The sequence below is a fragment of the Burkholderia stabilis genome (assembly GCF_001742165.1).
Classification (GTDB): Bacteria; Pseudomonadota; Gammaproteobacteria; order Burkholderiales; family Burkholderiaceae; genus Burkholderia; species Burkholderia stabilis.
In genome coordinates this window covers 731,934-749,301 of the sequence record NZ_CP016442.1, presented here as the reverse complement: position 1 = coordinate 749,301, position 17,368 = coordinate 731,934, and the positions used below count along the sequence as shown (strand labels likewise).

Here is a 17,368-nt window from a genome sequence, read left to right as displayed (position 1 = left end):
CCGTAACCGATCCGCAACCCAAGCACCACGCGCCGGGCCCGCCGCCCGGCACGAAGGGATACGCACGCCCGTACGCCCGAATACAACGATTCCCACTGGAGGACGACATGCAATTTCTCGACGATTCGCTGCACCCGGAAAACCAGGACAAGGTGGTCATCACGGTCGCGCCGTACGGCCCCGAATGGATGCCCGCCGATTTTCCGGAAGACATTCCGGTGACGATGGACGAGCACGTGCAGAAGGCCGTCGACTGCTACAACGCGGGCGCGACGGTGCTGCACCTGCATGTGCGCGAGCTCGACGGCAAGGGCAGCAAGCGGCTGTCGAAATTCAACGAACTGCTCGGCCGGCTGCGGGAAGCCGTGCCCGACATGATCCTGCAGGTCGGCGGCTCGATCTCGTTCGCGCCGGAAGGCGACGGCGCGGAAGCGAAGTGGCTGTCGGACGACACGCGCCACATGCTCGCCGAGCTGACGCCGAAGCCCGACCAGGTGACGGTCGCGATCAACACCGTGCAGATGAACATCACCGAGCTGATGAACCGCAAGGACATCGCCGGCACGTCGCTGAACGAAACCGCGCTGTGGGACGCATACCGCGAGATGACCGTGCCGGCCGGCCCCGGCTGGGTCGACGAGCACCTGCGCCGGCTGCAGGCGGCCGGCATCCAGCCGCATTTCCAGCTCACCGGCATGCACGCGCTCGAAACGCTCGAACGGATCATCCGCCGCGGCGTCTATCGCGGCCCGCTGAACGTCACGTGGGTCGGTATCGGCGGCGGCTTCGACGGCCCGAATCCGTACAACTTCATGGAATTCGTGCGGCGCTGCCCGGACGGCGCGTGCATCACGCTCGAATCGCTGATGAAGAACGTGCTGCCGATCAACACGGTCGCGATGGCGCTGGGCCTGCATCCGCGCTGCGGGATCGAGGACACGATCATCGACCAGAAGGGCAACCGGATGACGTCGGTGCAGCAGGTCGAGCAGTGCGCACGGATCGCACGCGAACTCGGCCGCGACATCGCGACCGGCAAGGAGGCGAAGGCGATCTACCGGATCGGCGTGCAGTACGACGGCGTCGACGAAACGCTCGCGCAGCTCGGGATGGCGCCGAACCGCCGGCAGGGCCAGGTGAGCGTGCCGCTGCGCGCGGCCTGACGCGTCGCGCAGCCGGGCGGCCCGCCATCGCGGCCGCCGCCCGCCGATCGTTGTGGCGCGGCACCCCCCCTGCGCGTGACGCAGGGCGGACTCCGGTCGACGGAGCGGGGCCGCGCAAGCCGCGCCGGCGCGTTGCCGCCCCGGTGCCGGAGGAGACACGCATGTTGATTCATCATGTCGAGCCGTCGCTGCAGGATCGGGCGGCCACCGAGCGGCGCGCGCCCGCGTATGCGTGGCTCGTGTTCGGGCTGACCGTCGGGCTATTGCTGTCGGACTACATGTCGCGGCAGGTGCTCAACGCCGTGTTTCCGCTGCTCAAGCACGCGTGGGGGCTGTCGGACACGCAGCTCGGTTCGTTGAGCGGGGTCGTCGCGCTGCTGGTCGGGCTGCTGACGTTTCCGCTGTCGGTGCTCGCCGACCGCTTCGGACGCGTGCGCAGCATCGTACTGATGGCCGCGTTGTGGAGCGTCGCGACGCTCGGCTGCGCGCTGTCGACCAACTCCGCCGAAATGCTCGTGTCGCGCGGCCTCGTCGGGCTCGGCGAAGCCGCGTACGGCAGCGTCGGCGTCGCGCTGATCCTCAGCATCTTTCCGGCGCGGCTGCGCGCGACGCTGACCGGCGCGTTCATGGCCGGCGGCGCCTTCGGCTCCGTGTTCGGGATGGCGCTCGGCGGCTTGGTCGGCGCGCATCTCGGCTGGCGCTGGTCGTTCGGCGTGATGGCCGCGCTCGGCATCGTGCTGCTCGTCGCGTATCGCTGCGTGGTCACCGAACGGCGACTCGAGGCATGCCGCGTCGAACCGTGCCGGCGCGCCGCCGGTGCGCCGCGCGACCTGCGCGGCAGCGTGCGCGCGCTGATGTCGGGACTGTTCGCGTCGCGCTCGGTGGTATGCGCCTATATCGGCAGCGGGCTGCACCTGTTCGTGCCCGGCGCACTGTTCGCGTGGCTGCCGAGCTACCTGAACCGCTACTACGCGATGGCGCCCGACCGCGCCGCCGTGCTTGCCGCCGGCTTCGTGCTGCTGTCGGGCGTCGGGATGGTCGGCTGCGGTGTCTTGACCGACCGCGTCGGCCGGGCCGACGGCTCGCGCAAATGGCTGACCGCGATCGCGTATTGCGTGGTCACGGGCGTCTGCCTCGCGGTCGCGTTCCGGCTGCCGCCCGGGCCGCTGCAGCTCGCGTTGATCTGCGCGGGCATGCTGGTCGGCGCGGGCGCATCCGGCGCATCGGGCGCGATGGTCGCGAACCTGACGCCGGCCGCGATCCACGCGTCGGCGTTCGCGACGCTCACGCTCGCCAACAACCTGCTCGGCATGGCGCCAGGCCCGCTGCTGACGGGGTGGGTCGCCGATCGCGCCGGGCTCGTCGGCGCACTGCAATGGATTCCCGTCGTGCCGCTCGCGGCCGCCGTGCTGCTCGCGATCGGACGCGCAAGCTATGCGGCCGATCTCGCGCGCGTCGAACGCGAACGGCGCGCGACACACTTTTCCTGAACCCTCCCGGAGGCTGCATGACCCTGGCGACCACGCCCACCATCCTGATCGTGCCCGGCTTGCGCGATCACGTCGAAGACCACTGGCAGACGCACCTCGAACGACGCCTGCCGAATGCGCGCTCCGTCGCACCGCTCGAAGCCGACAAACTGAGCCGCGCCGCGCGCGTCGCGGCACTCGACGCGGCGCTGGCCGCGATCGACGGCCCGGTGATCCTCGTGGCGCACAGCGCGGGCGTGATGATCGCCGTGCATTGGGCGCGGCAGGCCACGCGCGCGATCCACGGCGCGCTGCTCGCGGCGCCCGCCGATCTCGATGCGCCGATGCCCGACGGCTATCCGACGCCCGATGCGATCGACGCGCACGGCTGGACGCCCGTGCCGACCGAGCGGCTGCCGTTCCCGAGCATCGTCGCCGCGAGCCGCAACGATCCGCTCGCGCGCTTCGAGCGTGCCGAGGCGCTGGCGGTGGGGTGGGGCAGCAAACTCGTCGATCTCGGCGAGGTCGGGCACCTGAACCCGGCGTCCGGGTATGGCGAATGGCATGACGCGGAACGGCTGATCGGGGAAGTGGCGGCGCTCGGAGAAAGTCATTCCGGCTTGACGGATTGACACTCCGACATCTTGGCCGGCCTCGGAACTCCTTCGGCAATCTGTCGAGTGCTATGATTATCGACAACGTGGCCGCGTCGCGGGAATGCGCGATAAACGGCTGATTTTCATAGTTTTTTTAGCGGAAGGCTGCCATGGCTCCCAAAAGAAAGGTGCTGTACGGGGTCGAGTTGAAACCCCGCACGATCATTCGTCCCACGACGGAGGTCAAGGCTTCGACAGAAACCGAGAAAGGCGACGTACTTCGCGCAGCACGAAAAGTCATTTCCGAGCATCGGGACGTACTGATCGCGTTGAAGGATCGCTGATTTGCTGGATCTCGACTATGTCATCACGATCCACGACGAGATCATCCGGGATCTCGGCGGTCTCGGTGGATTCGCGCATGCTGGTCGGGGCGGTGTCGAAGCCGCCCTGCACCGAGTCGAAAATCATGCCCATTACGCAGGTCTCGATGACGTGTTCGGCATCGCCGCGACTTATGCCACCGCGATCGCGCGCGGGCATGTGTTCAATGATGCAAACAAGCGCACCGGCCTTACTTGCGCATTAACGTATATGGAACGGCAGGGTATCTCGATTCCTCGCCTCGCCGATCTCGAAGACCTCATGGTCGACGTTGCGGATGGCAGCGTAACGAGTGAAGAACTGGCCGAGTATTTCAGTGCGATCTGGGAATTGTCGCTATCCCGCTGAAAGCCCGCTCCACCGGATCAATTCCCTGCCTCCTCGGCAACTGCCCATCGATCACTCGGCTGGCGTTGAATTCATCCTGCGAAATACGCGGGGTGCAACTGCTCGGCACACCGACTTCATTGTGCGCCCATCGACATACGATGTCTTAGCACACGTCACTTCTCGTGCTGCAACAATCCCCGAAATTCGTTTCGCTTTTTGAATCACGCCATCACGTGAAGGGTTTTTGTCAGGGAAAGTCCCGCCCCACGCGCCATGGTTTTTTGTTGACCGACATCGTATAACGCCGTCATGATTTCCTGAAAAGAAAGGTCCCATCCACCGACCGAAGTGAGGAGACATGAACACAACCACGATCGCGCGCCGGGTCCGCCGAACCGCACTCGCGCTGGGCGTCACGCTGTCCGCCGCAGCGGCCGTTGCCGCGCCGGTGTCGCTGAACATCGTCGACGTCGCGGGCAACCTGCAGCTCACGCAGAAGGCCATCGAAGCGTTCAAGGAAAAGAATCCGAACCTCGTGTCGAACGTCACGTTCACGAATGCGCCCGCGCCGCAGTTGCCGGGCAAGATCAAGGCGATGCAGGCGGCAGGCCGCTCGGATATCGACCTCGTACTGACCGGCACCGACGCGCTGGCCGCCGGCATCGAACAGAACCTGTGGCAGAAACTCCTGCCCGACAACGCGGCCGCGCTCCCCGGCGTGCTCGACAAGTACGCGCCCGGCCCGCGCAAGATGCAGGATCTCGCACAGGGCTTCGGCCTCGAAGTCGCGTACATGCCGGCCGGACCGCTGCTCGAATACAACCCGGCGAAGGTCGCCGATCCGCCGAAGACGCCCGACCAGCTGCTCGCGTGGTGCAAGGCGCACCCGAACAAGCTGATCTATGCGCGCCCGGCGAACTCGGGCCCCGGCCGCACGTTCCTGATGGGGCTGCCGTACGTGCTCGGCGACAAGAACCCGCAGGACCCGATCAACGGCTGGGATAAAACCTGGGCGTTCCTGAAGGCGTTGAACGACTGCGTGCCGTACTACCCGGGCGGCACGTCGGCGGTGATGAAGGAGCTCGGCGAAGGCACGCGCGACATGACCGTGACCGTCACCGGCTGGGATCTCAACCCGCGCGCGCTCGGCATCGTGCCGGCCGAGTTCAAGGTCCAGGCGTTCGACAACATGACGTGGGTCAACGACGCGCACTACATGGTGATCCCGAAAGGCGTGCCGAAGGACAAGCTCGACGTGCTGTTCAAGCTGATGAACTTCCTGCTCGAACCGGCTCAGCAGGCGATGACCTACGACGACGGTTACTTCTATCCGGGCCCGGCGGTGAAGGGCGTGACGCTCGAGATGGCGCCCGCGCACAGCCAGGAGGTGATCCGCAAGTTCGGCCGCCCCGAATACGCGAAGCTGCTCGCGGATCGCCCGCACGTGCAGCCGCTCAACGCGCAGGCGATGGTCGCCGCGTTCCAGAAGTGGGATCGCGAGATCGGTTCGCAGAAGTCGAAGTGACGCCTGGACCGGCGGGCGCCGCGGCGCCCGCGTCGATGGAGTTCGCGTAATGAAGCACAGTTTCGATCGCTTGCGGCTCGACGGCGTGTGCCGCAGCTTCACCAATGCGCAAGGCGCGCAGGTCGCCGCGCTCGACGGGCTCGACCTCGAGATCCGGCGCGGCGAATTCATCGCACTGCTCGGCCCGTCGGGCTGCGGCAAGTCGACCGCGCTGAACTGCATCGCGGGGCTGCAGCCGCTCACGCGCGGCGGCATCTGGCTCGACGACACGCGCATCGACGTGCTGCCGCCCGAGCGCCGCGGCTTCGGGATGGTGTTCCAGAACTACGCGCTGTTTCCGCACATGTCGGTGCTCGACAACGTCGGCTTCGGCCTCAAGATGCGCGGCGTGCCGAAGCAGGAAACGCGGCGGCGCGCGCAGCAGGCTCTCGAACTCGTGCAGCTCGTCGGCCACGAAGGCAAGCTGCCGGGGCAACTGTCGGGCGGGCAGCAGCAGCGCGTCGCGATCGCGCGCGCGATCGTCATCGAGCCGCCGCTCGTGCTGATGGACGAGCCGCTGTCCAACCTCGACACGAAGCTGCGCATCGAGATGCGCGCGGAGATCCGCCGCATCCACACGCAGCTCGAGCGCGCGACGATCTACGTGACGCACGATCAGGACGAGGCGCTGTCGATGGCCGACCGCATCGTCGTGATGAAGGAGGGCGTCGTGCAGCAGGTCGCGTCGCCGAAGGATGTCTATACGCGCCCTCACAACCTGCACGTCGCGCGCTTCATGGGCTATCGCAACGTGCTGCCGTTCACGCTCGAAGGGATGGCCGGCGACGACGTGCGCGTCGCGGCCGGCGGCGTGCGGCTCACGGGCGTGCCGATGGCCGGCTTCGACGCGAAGGACGTCATGCTCGCGCTGCGCCCCGACGACATCGAACGCGCGAGCGAGGCCGGCGACAACACGTTCGACGCGACGGTCGAAACGGTCGAGTACGGCGGCCGCGATTCGCTGATCCGCGCGGTCACGCCGTTCGGCCCGATCTGGGCGCGCGTGGCCGGCGAATTCGCGGAAGGCGAGCGGCTGCGGCTGCGCGTCGCGCCGTCGCGCACGCTCGTCTACCCGGGAGACGCGGCATGAGCGGCCCGGGCGCAGCGGCATCACGCCGGGAGGCCGCATGAGCACGCTCGCGGCCGGCACGCCGCGCGACGCGAAGGCATGGCTCGTCACGCCCGCGCTCGCGTTCATCGTCGCGCTGTTCATCTATCCGTTCGCGTACGGCCTCGTGCTGTCGTTCCAGCCGATGAACGGCGGCGGCGCGCTCGCGAACTACGTGCAGTTCTTCACCGACACCGCGATGTGGCCGACCGTGCTCGTCACGCTGAAGCTCGCGGTGCCGGCGACGCTGATCAACGTCGGCATCTCGGTGCCCGTCGCGTTCGCGCTGCGCCGCCACTCGCCGTACCAGAAGTTCGTCACGACGCTGCTCGTGATTCCGGTCACGCTCGGCACGGTGCTCGTCGCCGACGGGATGCTCACGTACTTCGGGCCGAACGGCTGGTTCCCGCAGGCGCTGCAGGGGCTGCACCTGTACACGGACGAAGTGCGCCTCACGCACAACTACTGGGGCGTGCTGCTGTCGCTGATCGTGTCGGGCTTTCCGTTCGCGTTTCTGCTGATGCTGTCGTACATCAGCGGCATCGACCCGACGCTCGCGCGCGCGGCGGCCACGCTCGGCGCGAACCCTTGGCAGCAGTTCCGGCAGATCTACCTGCCGTTGCTCGTGCCGGGGCTCACGATGGCCGCGTGCCTGTCGTTCGTGCAGGCGTTCTCGGTGTTTCCGTCGGCCGTGCTGCTCGGCGCGCCGGCCGGGCCGACGCGCGTGATCTCGATCGCGGCGGCCGAAGCCGCGTTCGAAAGCTACGACTATTCGCTCGCGTCGGCGATCGCGATCGTGATGGGCTTCGTGCAGCTGCTGGTGGTCGCGTCGATGCTCGGCGCGCGCCGCTTCTTCTATACGGGCGCGGTCACGGGAGGCAAGGGCTGATGGCGACCGACGATCATGCTGCCCGAACCTGGCCGCCGAAGCACGACTCGCCCGATGCGCGCCCCGTCAACGCGATGAGGCCGCAGAAGATGCGCACCCATGTGGCCGGCCGCGTGTGGAAGGCACTCGTGTGGGGGCTGATGGCGTTCTTCCTGCTGAACGTGATGCTGCTGATCGCGACCGTCGCGGTGAACTCGGTGGCGACGCGCTGGTTCGGCACGCCGCTGCCGCAGGGTTTCACGCTGCGCTGGTATGCGAAGGCATGGGAGGACTTCCAGCTCGCGAGCGTGCTGTGGGTGACCGTCGAGGTTGTCGGCGCGGTCGTGCTGCTGTCGATCGCGCTCGGCGTGCCGGCCGCCTATGCGCTCGCGCGCGTGCAGTTTCGCGGCAAGCGCTTCGCGCTGCTGGTGTTCCTGCTGCCGCTGATGGTGCCGCCGGTCACGTACGGGATTCCGATGGCGACCGTGATGTACAAGGTCGGGCTCGCCGGCACGCTGCCGGGCGTGATCCTCGCGAACCTCGTGCCGGCGCTGCCGTTCGTGATTCTCGTGATGACGCCGTTCATCGAGCAGATCGATCCGAATCTCGAAGCCGCCGCGCGCATCTTCGGCGCGAACACGTGGCGCTATTTCCGTTACGTGCTGCTGCCGCTGCTCGTGCCCGGCATGCTCGCGGCGGGGCTGCTCGTGCTGGTGCGCACGATCGGGATGTTCGAGCTGACGTTCTTCACCGCAGGCCCGAGCACGCAGACGCTCGTCGTCGCGCTGTATTACGCGGTGTTCTCGACCGGCGTGCGCGCGCCGCAGTCGATCGACGCGATGGCGATGATCTACATGGCCATCACGCTCGTGTGGGTCGTGATCGCGCTGCAGTTCGTGAGCCCGACGCAGCTCGTCAGCCGCGTGAAGCAGGAGCGGCAGTAGGCGCGGGCGTACCGTGCCACCGTGCGTGCAATTGGTTACAAATGGATACCGCGAACGGCGCGCGGACGTTGCAGACTACGCGGCGTACCGGCCCGGCGATCGCACGCATGCGCGTCGCCGCGCGCCACCTGACGTTCACCCGATCGACGGATATCCATGAAGTTTCAAACACTGCTGACACTCGGCTGTGCATCCACGCTGCTGGCTGCCTGCAACCTGCTCCACGACGGCCCCGGATCGAGCGACGTCGACGCCGCGGTGCGCCGCGCGCTCGAAGCGGAAAACCACGGCGGCCTGAACGCGCTGTTCGGCCAGCCGCTGCCGGTATCGGCCGATGTCGTGTCGGCGAAGCCCGACGGCGATTGCAAGAAGATCGGCGATCGCACGTACTCGTGCGACGTCGTCGTCACGTGGCGCAATGCCGATTACTCGCCGTCGCGCGCGAACCTGACCTTCGTGAAGGCCGCCGACGGCTCGTGGCAGACGTCGGGCGTCGATGCGGCGATCGCGACCGGCACCGCGAAGTCGCTGATCGACCAGATCGGCAAGGCGTGGCCGGGTAATGCGGCCAGCGCTGCGTCGGCGCCGCAGTGATGTGCGCGCCGCGCGCCTTTTGCTTCCTTCGGTTTCGGTGCACGTTCCGTCGTTGCTGAAGGCCGCACCGTTGCGTTCCTCCTGCTGACGGCGCGCTGTCGGCGACGATTGCCTGCGCGCGTCGCCGCACGAACATGCGTGGGTCAGCGCCCGCGACCGGCCGCGCCAGGCGCGGTTGCCGACAGCGCCGGACGACCCGACCCGGTCGACGCACCGACATCCGGATCGACACCCGACGCTTGCGCGACGCGCGCTTCGGCAGCCTGGATATCGTCCGGGTACTGGCCCTTCAGCGGCTTGTAACCGGCCTGTTCGAGCTGGCGCAACTGCGCGACGACTTCGGCGTGCGTAACAGGTGCGTTGGCCGTCTGCGCAAACGAGACGGCCGGCGTCGCGATTGCGGCGGCGAGGACGAGCAGGGAAAGGGCGGTTTTCATCGTCAGGATCTCCGAAAAGGACAGGGCTACCGGCGCGGCATGGGTGCCGCAACCGGTCGAACCATCTTGTCCGACCGCCGCTTAAGCGCGGATTAACGGGAAAAAGGGCGCGAGCACGCGGCCGACCACGGGTCGAAGGCATCCTCGGTATGCGAGCCCGGTTATAGGGAAAACCCTTATTTCGAGATATAATCAAGGGCTAAGGAAACGCTGATTTATTCGGCTCGGCGGTCATCGCAGACGTAGCCGAGGACGTTTAGAAGACAGCTCACGGAACGGACCCACGACGATGAAGAGGCAGATCGGCTTCGCGGAAGCGGAAATTGCAGGCAAGAAGCGAGTGACGAGGCGCCAACGCTTCCTGGAAGAGATGGAGAAGGTCGTTCCGTGGCAGCGCTTGCTGTCGGCCATCGAACCGCACTATCCGAAGGGCACGCGAGGTCGCCCGCCGATTGGCCTTGAGCGGATGCTGCGAATCTACTTCGTGCAACAGTGGTACGGACTGTCGGACGAAGGACTGGAAGACGCGCTGTATGACAGCATCACGCTGCGAGCCTTCGCCGGCATCGATCTGGCGATCGAGAACGTGCCTGATGCAACCACGCTGTTGAAGTTCCGGCGCCTGCTGATCGAACACGAACTGACACGGAAGTTGTTCGACGAGATTGGCATCTCGCTGTGCGAGCGTGGGCTGATGATGAAGGAAGGCACGCTGGTTGACGCGACGATCATTGAAGCGCCGCCGTCGACCAAGAATGCCGGGAAGAGCCGTGACCCGGAAATGCATCAAACGAAGAAGGGCAACGAATGGCACTTTGGCATGAAAGCCCACATTGGCGTCGACGCCGACTCGGGCCTGATTCACAGTGTGGTTGGCACGGCGGCCAACGTGTCGGATGTATCGCAAGCTCATGCCCTGCTGCACGGGCATGAAGAGCAGGTGTTCGCCGACGCGGGCTACATTGGCGTCGACAAGCGCGAGGAAATGGCGGGCAAGGCCGTGAAGTGGCACGTCGCTGCCAGGCGGGGAAAGATCAAGGCGATGCAAGAAGGAGCGCTGAAGGACCTGGTGATCGCGCTCGAGCGAACCAAGGCGCAGATCCGTTCGCGGGTTGAGCATCCGTTTCATATCGTCAAGAATCTGTTTCAGCATCGCAAGACCCGATACAAGGGCTTGGCCAAGAACACCGCGCAACTGTTCAGCCTGTTCGCTCTGGCGAATCTGGTGATTGCGCGAAATCTGTTGCGATCGGTCCATGGGAGCAGTCCGTCATGCGTATGAAAAATGCGAGCAGGGGAGGCTCGCTTACGCGCCAAATTCACTGAATTGAGCGCCGATTCGCTTCGTCATCCAGAAAATTTGAAGCCATCTCGCCTGCAACTTCGGAAGTTGGTCCATTGATCAGCGTTTCCCTAAGAGAAAGGTCGAACCATGCCTGAACGTTTCCAAACCCTTGAGAAATTTGTGTTTTCCCTCGTCGTGATGTCCGCCGTCGTGTGCTCGGCATTCCTCGCGTACGAGCGTCACCCCGAGATCAAGATCGCGCTGCACGAAGGCGAAGCGCTGATGCGCGAGAGCGCCAAGTATTCGGTCATCTGCTCGCCGTCCAAGGTCGATCCTTGCGTCGAGATGTCCGCTTACTGACATTCGCACCGGGTCGGCGCACCGCACGGTGCGCGGCCGGCGAAACGGCCGTTTTCAGGATTCGTCCCGTTCGGTTTCAGACTGGCCCTACAGCATCGGCGGCCTGAATTCCTTAAAGTAGCGTTCATCAGGAATTCAGAAACCGGTCGCAAGAAAGAGCGGATGCACGAACCCGTCACGTGCCGAGTCGCTGGCGTAAGCAGCCCCTCATTCGAAAAGCCCCGCTTCGAGCAATCGAGCGGGGCTTTTCTCATCGTGCGGTTGAAACGATCCTCGCTGCGGCGCGAGTCACACCACATGCCGCGGTTCGCCAGCGACAAACGCGGCGACGTTGTCGACGAGCTGATCTGCCAGCGCCTGCATCGCTTCGTCGCTCGCCCATGCGACATGCGGCGTCAGAATGAACGCCGGATGCGACAGGATCGCGTGAAACGGATGCGCGTCCGGCAGCGGCTCCTGCGTGACCACGTCGAACCCCGCGCCCGCGATCTGCCCCGACTGCAATGCGTCGACCAGCGCGCTTTCGTCGACGAGCCCGCCGCGCGCGGTATTGATCAGCAGCGGCCGGCGCGCCATCCGCGCGAATGCGCTCGCGTCGATCAAGTGCCGCGTCGCAGGCGTGAACGGGCAGTGCAGCGTGATCACGTCGCTGTCGCGCAGCAGCGTGTCGAGCGGCACGTAGCCGTCGCCGGCCGCATCGCCGTGCGCCGCGAACAGCACGCGCATGTCGAGCGCGCGCGCCATGCCGGCCACCGCGCGCCCGAGCACGCCGTCGCCGACGATTCCGAGCGTCGAGCCGGCCAGGTCGCGGATCGGATGATCGAAGAAGCAGAATTGCCCGCTGTCGAGCCAGCGTCCCGCACGCACCGCGTCGCGGTACGCGACGAGGCTGCGGCGCAGCGCGAAGATCAGCGCGAAGGTGTGCTCCGGCACCGTGCGGACCGCATACCCGCGAATGTTGCTCACGACGATTCCGCGTGACGCGCATGCATTGATATCGACGATGTCGGTGCCCGTCGCGGCGATCGCGATCATCCGCACGCGCGGCGCGTCGGCGAGTGCCGCCGCGTCGAGCCGCACCTTGTTGGTCACGACGATGTCCGCATCGGCAATGCGCGCGGCGACTTCGTGCGCGGCCGTCCGTTCGAACGCATGCAATTCGTGCGGAAACGGGAACGGCTTCAGCGTGGTCTGCGGCGACAACGTCGCGCGGTCGAGAAACACGATCTTCGCGGGAGAGGAAACGGAAAACATGGCGGGTCTCGCTGACGGTGACGGGCGCCCGGCGGGCGCGGAACGGGGTCGATTCTGCCGGCTGCGGCGCGCGGTGTCGCTTGACCGTTGCGCGAGCGCGCTTTCCTGTTCGGAAAGGCTAACCCGCTGCGCATGACGGCATGCGTGGTCGTCACATCGGCATGCACCTTTCCGTTTCGGAAAGGCTGGTTGAGCATCGATCGATTTTCGCCGCACACGAACGCGGTCATGATCGCCGTCATCGACAACACGATTTCATCGGAGACAGCCATGACGCGACCCCTGGACGGCATCCGCGTGCTGGAACTCGGCCAACTGATCGCCGGGCCGTTCGCGGGCCGGATGCTCGCCGAATTCGGCGCGGACGTGATCAAGGTCGAGCCGCCCGGCCTCGGCGACCCGTTGCGCAAATGGCGGCTGCTGCACGACGGCACGTCGGTGTGGTGGGCCGCGCAATCGCGCAACAAGACCTCGCTCACGCTCGACCTGCGCACGCCTGAAGGGCAGGACGTCGTGCGCCGCCTCGTCGCGGAAACCGACGTGCTGATCGAGAACTTCCGGCCCGGCACGCTCGAAGGCTGGGGGCTCGGCTGGGACGCGCTGTCCGCAATCAACCCGGGGCTCGTGATGCTGCGCGTGTCGGGCTTCGGGCAGACGGGCCCGTATCGCGATCGTCCCGGCTTCGGCGTGATCGCCGAGGCGATGGGCGGCCTGCGTCACCTGACCGGCGAACCGGGCCGCACGCCCGTGCGCGTCGGCATTTCGCTCGGCGATTCGTTGTCGGCGCTGCACGGCGTGATTGGCGTGCTGCTGGCGCTGCGGCATCGCGAACAGCAGGGCGGCAAGGGGCAGGTCGTCGACGTCGCACTGTACGAATCCGTGTTCAACATGATGGAAAGCCTGCTGCCCGAATACGCGGCGTTCGGCGCGGTGCGCGAGCCGGCCGGCAGCAGCCTGCCCGGCATCGCGCCGACCAACGCGTACCGCTGCCGCGACGGCAAGTACGCGCTGATCGCCGGCAACGGCGACAGCATTTTCCGGCGTTTGATGGAGTTGATCGGCCGGCCCGATCTCGGCAACGATCCCGCGCTCGCGCACAACGACGGGCGCGTCGCGCAGGTCGAGCGCATCGACGCGGCAATCGGCGCGTGGAGCGCGCATCACGACCTCGACGACGTGCTGGCGGCGCTGAACGACGCGCGCATTCCGTCCGGGCGCATCTACGACATCGCGGACATCGCGGCCGATCCGCATTACCGCGCCCGCGACATGATCGTCGACGCCGCGCTGCCCGACGGCACGCCCGTGCTGGTGCCGGGCATCGTGCCGAAACTCGGCGCGACGCCCGGGCGCATCGAGCGCGCGGCGCCCGCGCTCGGCGCGGATACCGACGCGGTGCTCGAATCGATCGGCATCGATGCCGAGACGCGCGGCGACTGGCGCTCGCGCGGCGTGATCTGAACGCGATACGGGAGACGATGAAATGAGCACGCAACACCCACGGCTTTACATCCACGAAGTCGCGACGCGCGACGGTTTCCAGAACGAAGCGGCGTTCGTCGACACCGACGACAAGATCGCGCTCGTCGACGCGCTGAGCGCGTGCGGCTACGCGAAGATCGAGGTCACGTCGTTCACGTCGCCGAAGGCGATTCCCGCGCTGCGCGACGCCGAAGCCGTGATGCACGGCATCGCGCGCGCGCCGGGCGTCGTCTATACGGTGCTCGTGCCGAACGTGCGCGGCGCGGAGCGCGCGCTGTCGTGCGGCGTCGACGAGGTGAACCTCGTGATGTCGATGAGCGAGAGCCACAACCGCACGAACCTGCGGATGACGCGCGAGCAGTCGTTCGCGCAGCTGCGCGACGTGATCGATGCGGTGCGCGGAACGGGCGTCGCGATCAACGTGTCGTTGTCGACCGCGATGGGCTGCCCGATGGAAGGCGACGTACCGGCCGAAACGGTGCTCGCGTGGATGCAGCGGTTCGCGGATCTCGGCGTGCACAGCTTCACGCTGTGCGACACGACCGGCATGGCCTTTCCGTCGCAGGTGCGCGCGCTGTGCGAACGCGCGCGCGAACGTTTCGGCGCGCTGCAACTCACGCTGCACTTTCACAACACGCGCGGGATGGCGCTCGCCAATACGCTCGCGGCGCTCGACGCCGGCATCGACCGCTTCGACGCGTCACTCGGCGGCCTCGGCGGATGCCCGTATGCGCCGGGTGCGACCGGCAACGCGTGCACCGAAGAACTCGTGCACATGCTCGCGCTCGACGGCTACGATACGGGCATCGATCTCGCAGCCGTGCTCGCCGCGGCCGCGCGGCTGCCCGCGCTGATCGGGCACGACGTGCCGAGCCAGATCCTGAAGGCCGGGCGCCGCTCGGACCTCCATCCGCCACCGCGCGCCGATGCCGGCGACATGCCCGCGCAACGCGCTTTCTCATGAACAGGAGCGAATCTCATGGCGTTGATTGACCACCTCGACCATCTCGTACTGACCTGCGTCGATCCGGACCGGACCAGGCATTTCTATACCGAGGTGCTGCAGATGCAGCTCGAAACCTTCGGCGCCGGCCGGCTCGCGTTCCGCTTCGGCAACCAGAAGATCAACCTGCACGTGCGCGGCGCGGAGTTCGAGCCGAAAGCGCATGTGCCGGTGCCCGGCGCGCTCGACCTGTGCTTCATCGCGGCGGTGCCGCTCGACGACGTCATCGCGCACCTGAAGCGCGTCGAATGGCCGATCGTCGAAGGGCCCGTCGAACGCACGGGCGCGACGCAGAAGATCCGCTCGGTGTACGTGCGCGATCCCGACCTGAACCTGATCGAGATCTCCGAGCTGATCTGACGGGCGATGGCCAGCGCCATGCGCCGGCCGTGCCGCAGTCGTTCGCCGAAAGCGGACAGATGGAAGCCGCGCCCGCCGTTTCCGGATAGCCGGACCCGGCCGCGCTGCGGATAATGGGGCAACAGCGGCGGCATGGCCACCGCTTTCGCAGCAGGCGCGGTGAACGCGCCGCTGCGTATCCGCAACCCGAACGAGGTGCTCCCAGAATGACGATTCTCTATCGCGGCATGGACCGCGCGGCACTCGATGCCGCTTACCTGAACACGAAGGCCGTTCCCGATTTCCCCGCCTTGCTCGCATCGTGCCAGTCGCGCAGCGCGGCGCTTTACGACGCGATCGCCGGCCGGCGCGAACTGCGTTACGGCGCGCTTCCCGCGCAGCGCTACGACTGGCTGCCGTGCGGTCAACCCGGCGCGCCGCTGTTCGTGTTCATTCACGGCGGCTACTGGCAACACTGCGCGAAAGAGGATTTCGCGTATGCGGCAAGCGGGCCGCTCGCACGCGGCTACGACGTCGTGCTCGCCGAATACACGCTTGCGCCCACCGCGTCGATGACCGACATCGTCGCCGAGATCGGCGCGCTGCTCGACCATCTCGCGGCGGATCGCGACGGGCTCGGCATCGCAGGTCGGCCGATTCACCTGAGCGGCCATTCGGCCGGCGGCCACCTGACGGCCATGTATCGCGCGCATCCGGCCGTCGCAGCGGCGCTCTCGATCAGCCCGCTCGTCGATCTCGAACCGATCTCGCTGTGCTGCCTGAACGACAAGCTGCAGCTCACTGCGCAGGAAATCGAGGCATGCAGCCCGCTGCGCCACATCGGGCCGGGCGCGCCGACGGTCGTCGCGGTCGGCGATGCGGAGTTGCCCGAACTCATCCGTCAGGCACATGACTACGCAGCTGCGTGCGACGCTGCCGGAGAACGGATCGCGCACGTGCAACTGCCCGGCATGAAGCACTTCGCGGTGCTCGACGATCTGGCGAACCCGGATGGCAAGATGCTCGCCGCATTGCGGGCGATCGCACCGCGCTAGTTGCGCGCTGGCGCACCATATCGCGCGTGCACGGCGGAGCGTATGATCGGCGTCTGGCCGGTGCAATGACGACACGCGCTCGCGCCGCTCCGTCTTCCCTGGACCCACGATATGGTGAATCCGCTTCATTTCGATCTGCAGTCGCTGCGCGTGTTCGCGCTCGTCGCCGAGCACGGCAGCCTCACGAAAGCGGCCGAGCACGGCCAGCTCACGCTGTCCGCGGTCAGCAAGCGGATCGCCGAACTCGAAAGCGTGACCGGTAGCGCGCTGTTCGTGCGGCATGCGCGCGGCGTCGAGCTGACGCCCGCCGGCCGCGCACTGCTCGATCATGCGGCGAAGGTGATCGAGCAGGTCAACCGGATGGCGCACGAGATGAGCGATTACGTTGCCGGTGTGCGCGGCCACATCCACGTGTGGACCAACACGTCCGCGATCGTCCAGTTCCTGCCCGCCGATCTCGCGGCGTTCCTCACCGGCAACCCGGGTATCAAGGTCAGTCTCGAGGAGCGGCTGAGCCACGAGATCGTCGATGCGCTCGCGTCGGGCAAGGCCGATCTCGGCGTGTTCGCCGACAACGTGCCGGCGCCCGGCATCGAACGCCGGCTGTACCGGCGCGACGAACTCGTGCTGCTCGTGCCGCGCACGCATCGCTTTGCCACGCGCGACAGCATCCGTTTCGCGGACACGCTCGACGAGGATTACGTCGGCCTCAGCGACGGCAGCTCGCTGCTCGCGCGGATGACCGACGCGGCGTTCGCGGCCGAGCGCTCGCTGAAGCTGCGGATTCAGGTTTCGAATTTCGACGGCGTGAGCCGGATGATCGAAGCCGGGCTCGGGATCGGCGTGCTGCCGCGCGATGCGGTGACCGACGAGCGCGCATCGCGGCTCGGTGTCGTGAAACTCGACGACGCGTGGGCAACGCGCACGCTGTGGGTCGGCGTCAAGGCCGGCACTGTACTGACGACCGACATCGCGAAGCTGTTCGATTTCATGTCGGCGCGCTGAGGCCAGCCCGCAAGCGGTAGCAGTTGGCGCGATGCGGCTTCGAGGAAGTGCGATCATCGGTGCGCGTTGAACCCACCGCTGCAGGAAGCCGATTCGACACATCCGCACCAGACCGACCGGCAGACGAC

At 66.8% G+C, this 17,368-nt stretch carries 19 protein-coding genes; 17 read left to right on the top strand and 2 right to left on the bottom strand.

Annotated features, from left to right (window positions below; translation table 11 throughout):
- Positions 1–107: 107 nt before the first annotated feature.
- The 10 genes from BBJ41_RS03615 (at position 108) to BBJ41_RS03575 (ending at position 9,020) form a co-directional block, all read left to right on the top strand.
- Positions 108–1,163, top strand: coding sequence for a beta-keto acid cleavage family enzyme (locus BBJ41_RS03615; protein WP_069745352.1), 1,056 nt, complete (start codon positions 108–110; stop codon positions 1,161–1,163).
- Positions 1,164–1,324: 161 nt separating this feature from the next.
- Positions 1,325–2,653: an MFS transporter gene (locus BBJ41_RS03610; RefSeq protein WP_069745351.1), complete on the top strand. Its 1,329-nt coding sequence runs from the start codon at positions 1,325–1,327 to the stop codon at positions 2,651–2,653.
- A gap of 17 nt (positions 2,654–2,670) precedes the next feature.
- Positions 2,671–3,264, top strand: coding sequence for an RBBP9/YdeN family alpha/beta hydrolase (locus BBJ41_RS03605; protein WP_069745350.1), 594 nt, complete (start codon positions 2,671–2,673; stop codon positions 3,262–3,264).
- A 134-nt stretch (positions 3,265–3,398) separates the two neighbouring features.
- Complete coding sequence (locus BBJ41_RS41070; RefSeq protein WP_164992015.1) at positions 3,399–3,572, top strand: hypothetical protein; 174 nt, start codon at positions 3,399–3,401, stop codon at positions 3,570–3,572.
- 1 nt (position 3,573) lies between these two features.
- Positions 3,574–3,960 carry a type II toxin-antitoxin system death-on-curing family toxin gene (locus BBJ41_RS03600; protein ID WP_069745349.1) on the top strand — a complete coding sequence of 129 codons (387 nt, stop codon included), beginning with the start codon at positions 3,574–3,576 and terminating at the stop codon, positions 3,958–3,960.
- Positions 3,961–4,300: 340 nt separating this feature from the next.
- Positions 4,301–5,467, top strand: coding sequence for an ABC transporter substrate-binding protein (locus tag BBJ41_RS03595; RefSeq protein ID WP_069745348.1), 1,167 nt, complete (start codon positions 4,301–4,303; stop codon positions 5,465–5,467).
- A gap of 49 nt (positions 5,468–5,516) precedes the next feature.
- The gene (locus BBJ41_RS03590; RefSeq protein WP_069745347.1) at positions 5,517–6,596 is read left to right on the top strand and encodes an ABC transporter ATP-binding protein; all 1,080 of its coding nucleotides are present in this window, start codon (positions 5,517–5,519) and stop codon (positions 6,594–6,596) included.
- Positions 6,597–6,633: 37 nt separating this feature from the next.
- Positions 6,634–7,503, top strand: a complete 870-nt coding sequence (locus tag BBJ41_RS03585) for an ABC transporter permease (protein ID WP_069745346.1) — start codon at positions 6,634–6,636, stop codon at positions 7,501–7,503.
- Positions 7,503–8,426: an ABC transporter permease gene (locus BBJ41_RS03580; RefSeq protein ID WP_069745345.1), complete on the top strand. Its 924-nt coding sequence runs from the start codon at positions 7,503–7,505 to the stop codon at positions 8,424–8,426. Before BBJ41_RS03585 ends, BBJ41_RS03580 begins: the two co-directional genes overlap by 1 nt.
- Positions 8,427–8,582: 156 nt before the next feature.
- Positions 8,583–9,020 carry a hypothetical protein gene (locus BBJ41_RS03575; RefSeq protein WP_069745344.1) on the top strand — a complete coding sequence of 146 codons (438 nt, stop codon included), beginning with the start codon at positions 8,583–8,585 and terminating at the stop codon, positions 9,018–9,020.
- A gap of 143 nt (positions 9,021–9,163) precedes the next feature.
- Here BBJ41_RS03575 and BBJ41_RS03570 read toward each other — a convergent pair whose 3' ends face one another.
- A complete protein-coding gene (locus BBJ41_RS03570; RefSeq protein WP_069745343.1) occupies positions 9,164–9,457 on the bottom strand; it encodes a DUF4148 domain-containing protein in 294 nt (97 codons plus the stop codon).
- Between the two features lie 289 nt (positions 9,458–9,746).
- Between BBJ41_RS03570 and BBJ41_RS03565 the strand changes: the two genes are divergently transcribed.
- Positions 9,747–10,739 (top strand): IS5-like element ISBmu2 family transposase, encoded by a 993-nt coding sequence (locus BBJ41_RS03565; RefSeq protein ID WP_006412423.1) that lies wholly within the window; start codon positions 9,747–9,749, stop codon positions 10,737–10,739.
- A gap of 150 nt (positions 10,740–10,889) precedes the next feature.
- The gene (locus BBJ41_RS03560) at positions 10,890–11,102 is read left to right on the top strand and encodes a hypothetical protein (RefSeq protein ID WP_006497261.1); all 213 of its coding nucleotides are present in this window, start codon (positions 10,890–10,892) and stop codon (positions 11,100–11,102) included.
- Between the two features lie 288 nt (positions 11,103–11,390).
- Here the strand turns inward: BBJ41_RS03560 and BBJ41_RS03555 are convergent, their stop codons facing one another.
- Complete coding sequence (locus BBJ41_RS03555; protein ID WP_069745342.1) at positions 11,391–12,356, bottom strand: D-2-hydroxyacid dehydrogenase; 966 nt, start codon at positions 12,354–12,356, stop codon at positions 11,391–11,393.
- A gap of 270 nt (positions 12,357–12,626) precedes the next feature.
- Here BBJ41_RS03555 and BBJ41_RS03550 point away from each other — a divergent pair, with 270 nt between their 5' ends.
- The 5 genes from BBJ41_RS03550 to BBJ41_RS03530 all read left to right on the top strand — a co-directional run bounded on the left by BBJ41_RS03550 (position 12,627) and on the right by BBJ41_RS03530 (position 17,240).
- On the top strand, positions 12,627–13,817 hold the full coding sequence (locus tag BBJ41_RS03550) for a CaiB/BaiF CoA transferase family protein (RefSeq protein WP_069747563.1): 1,191 nt from the start codon (positions 12,627–12,629) through the stop codon (positions 13,815–13,817).
- A gap of 22 nt (positions 13,818–13,839) precedes the next feature.
- A complete protein-coding gene (locus BBJ41_RS03545) occupies positions 13,840–14,802 on the top strand; it encodes a hydroxymethylglutaryl-CoA lyase (RefSeq protein ID WP_069745341.1) in 963 nt (320 codons plus the stop codon).
- A gap of 15 nt (positions 14,803–14,817) precedes the next feature.
- The gene (locus BBJ41_RS03540; protein ID WP_069745340.1) at positions 14,818–15,201 is read left to right on the top strand and encodes a VOC family protein; all 384 of its coding nucleotides are present in this window, start codon (positions 14,818–14,820) and stop codon (positions 15,199–15,201) included.
- A 206-nt stretch (positions 15,202–15,407) separates the two neighbouring features.
- Positions 15,408–16,235, top strand: coding sequence for an alpha/beta hydrolase (locus tag BBJ41_RS03535; RefSeq protein ID WP_069745339.1), 828 nt, complete (start codon positions 15,408–15,410; stop codon positions 16,233–16,235).
- A 111-nt stretch (positions 16,236–16,346) separates the two neighbouring features.
- Entirely contained in the window at positions 16,347–17,240 is an 894-nt protein-coding gene (locus BBJ41_RS03530) for a LysR family transcriptional regulator (RefSeq protein WP_069745338.1), read from the top strand.
- Positions 17,241–17,368 lie beyond the last annotated feature (128 nt).

Bases quoted from the DNA above. Each gene is read 5' to 3' on its own strand.
- BBJ41_RS03615 (WP_069745352.1), top strand. From the start codon at position 108: ATGCAATTTCTCGACGATTCGCTGCACCCGGAAAACCAGGACAAGGTG.
- BBJ41_RS03610 (WP_069745351.1), top strand. From the start codon at position 1,325: ATGTTGATTCATCATGTCGAGCCGTCGCTGCAGGATCGGGCGGCCACC.
- BBJ41_RS03605 (WP_069745350.1), top strand. From the start codon at position 2,671: ATGACCCTGGCGACCACGCCCACCATCCTGATCGTGCCCGGCTTGCGC.
- BBJ41_RS41070 (WP_164992015.1), top strand. From the start codon at position 3,399: ATGGCTCCCAAAAGAAAGGTGCTGTACGGGGTCGAGTTGAAACCCCGC.
- BBJ41_RS03595 (WP_069745348.1), top strand. From the start codon at position 4,301: ATGAACACAACCACGATCGCGCGCCGGGTCCGCCGAACCGCACTCGCG.
- BBJ41_RS03590 (WP_069745347.1), top strand. From the start codon at position 5,517: ATGAAGCACAGTTTCGATCGCTTGCGGCTCGACGGCGTGTGCCGCAGC.
- BBJ41_RS03585 (WP_069745346.1), top strand. From the start codon at position 6,634: ATGAGCACGCTCGCGGCCGGCACGCCGCGCGACGCGAAGGCATGGCTC.
- BBJ41_RS03580 (WP_069745345.1), top strand. From the start codon at position 7,503: ATGGCGACCGACGATCATGCTGCCCGAACCTGGCCGCCGAAGCACGAC.
- BBJ41_RS03575 (WP_069745344.1), top strand. From the start codon at position 8,583: ATGAAGTTTCAAACACTGCTGACACTCGGCTGTGCATCCACGCTGCTG.
- BBJ41_RS03570 (WP_069745343.1), bottom strand. From the start codon at position 9,457: ATGAAAACCGCCCTTTCCCTGCTCGTCCTCGCCGCCGCAATCGCGACG.
- BBJ41_RS03565 (WP_006412423.1), top strand. From the start codon at position 9,747: ATGAAGAGGCAGATCGGCTTCGCGGAAGCGGAAATTGCAGGCAAGAAG.
- BBJ41_RS03560 (WP_006497261.1), top strand. From the start codon at position 10,890: ATGCCTGAACGTTTCCAAACCCTTGAGAAATTTGTGTTTTCCCTCGTC.
- BBJ41_RS03555 (WP_069745342.1), bottom strand. From the start codon at position 12,356: ATGTTTTCCGTTTCCTCTCCCGCGAAGATCGTGTTTCTCGACCGCGCG.
- BBJ41_RS03550 (WP_069747563.1), top strand. From the start codon at position 12,627: ATGACGCGACCCCTGGACGGCATCCGCGTGCTGGAACTCGGCCAACTG.
- BBJ41_RS03545 (WP_069745341.1), top strand. From the start codon at position 13,840: ATGAGCACGCAACACCCACGGCTTTACATCCACGAAGTCGCGACGCGC.
- BBJ41_RS03540 (WP_069745340.1), top strand. From the start codon at position 14,818: ATGGCGTTGATTGACCACCTCGACCATCTCGTACTGACCTGCGTCGAT.
- BBJ41_RS03535 (WP_069745339.1), top strand. From the start codon at position 15,408: ATGACGATTCTCTATCGCGGCATGGACCGCGCGGCACTCGATGCCGCT.
- BBJ41_RS03530 (WP_069745338.1), top strand. From the start codon at position 16,347: ATGGTGAATCCGCTTCATTTCGATCTGCAGTCGCTGCGCGTGTTCGCG.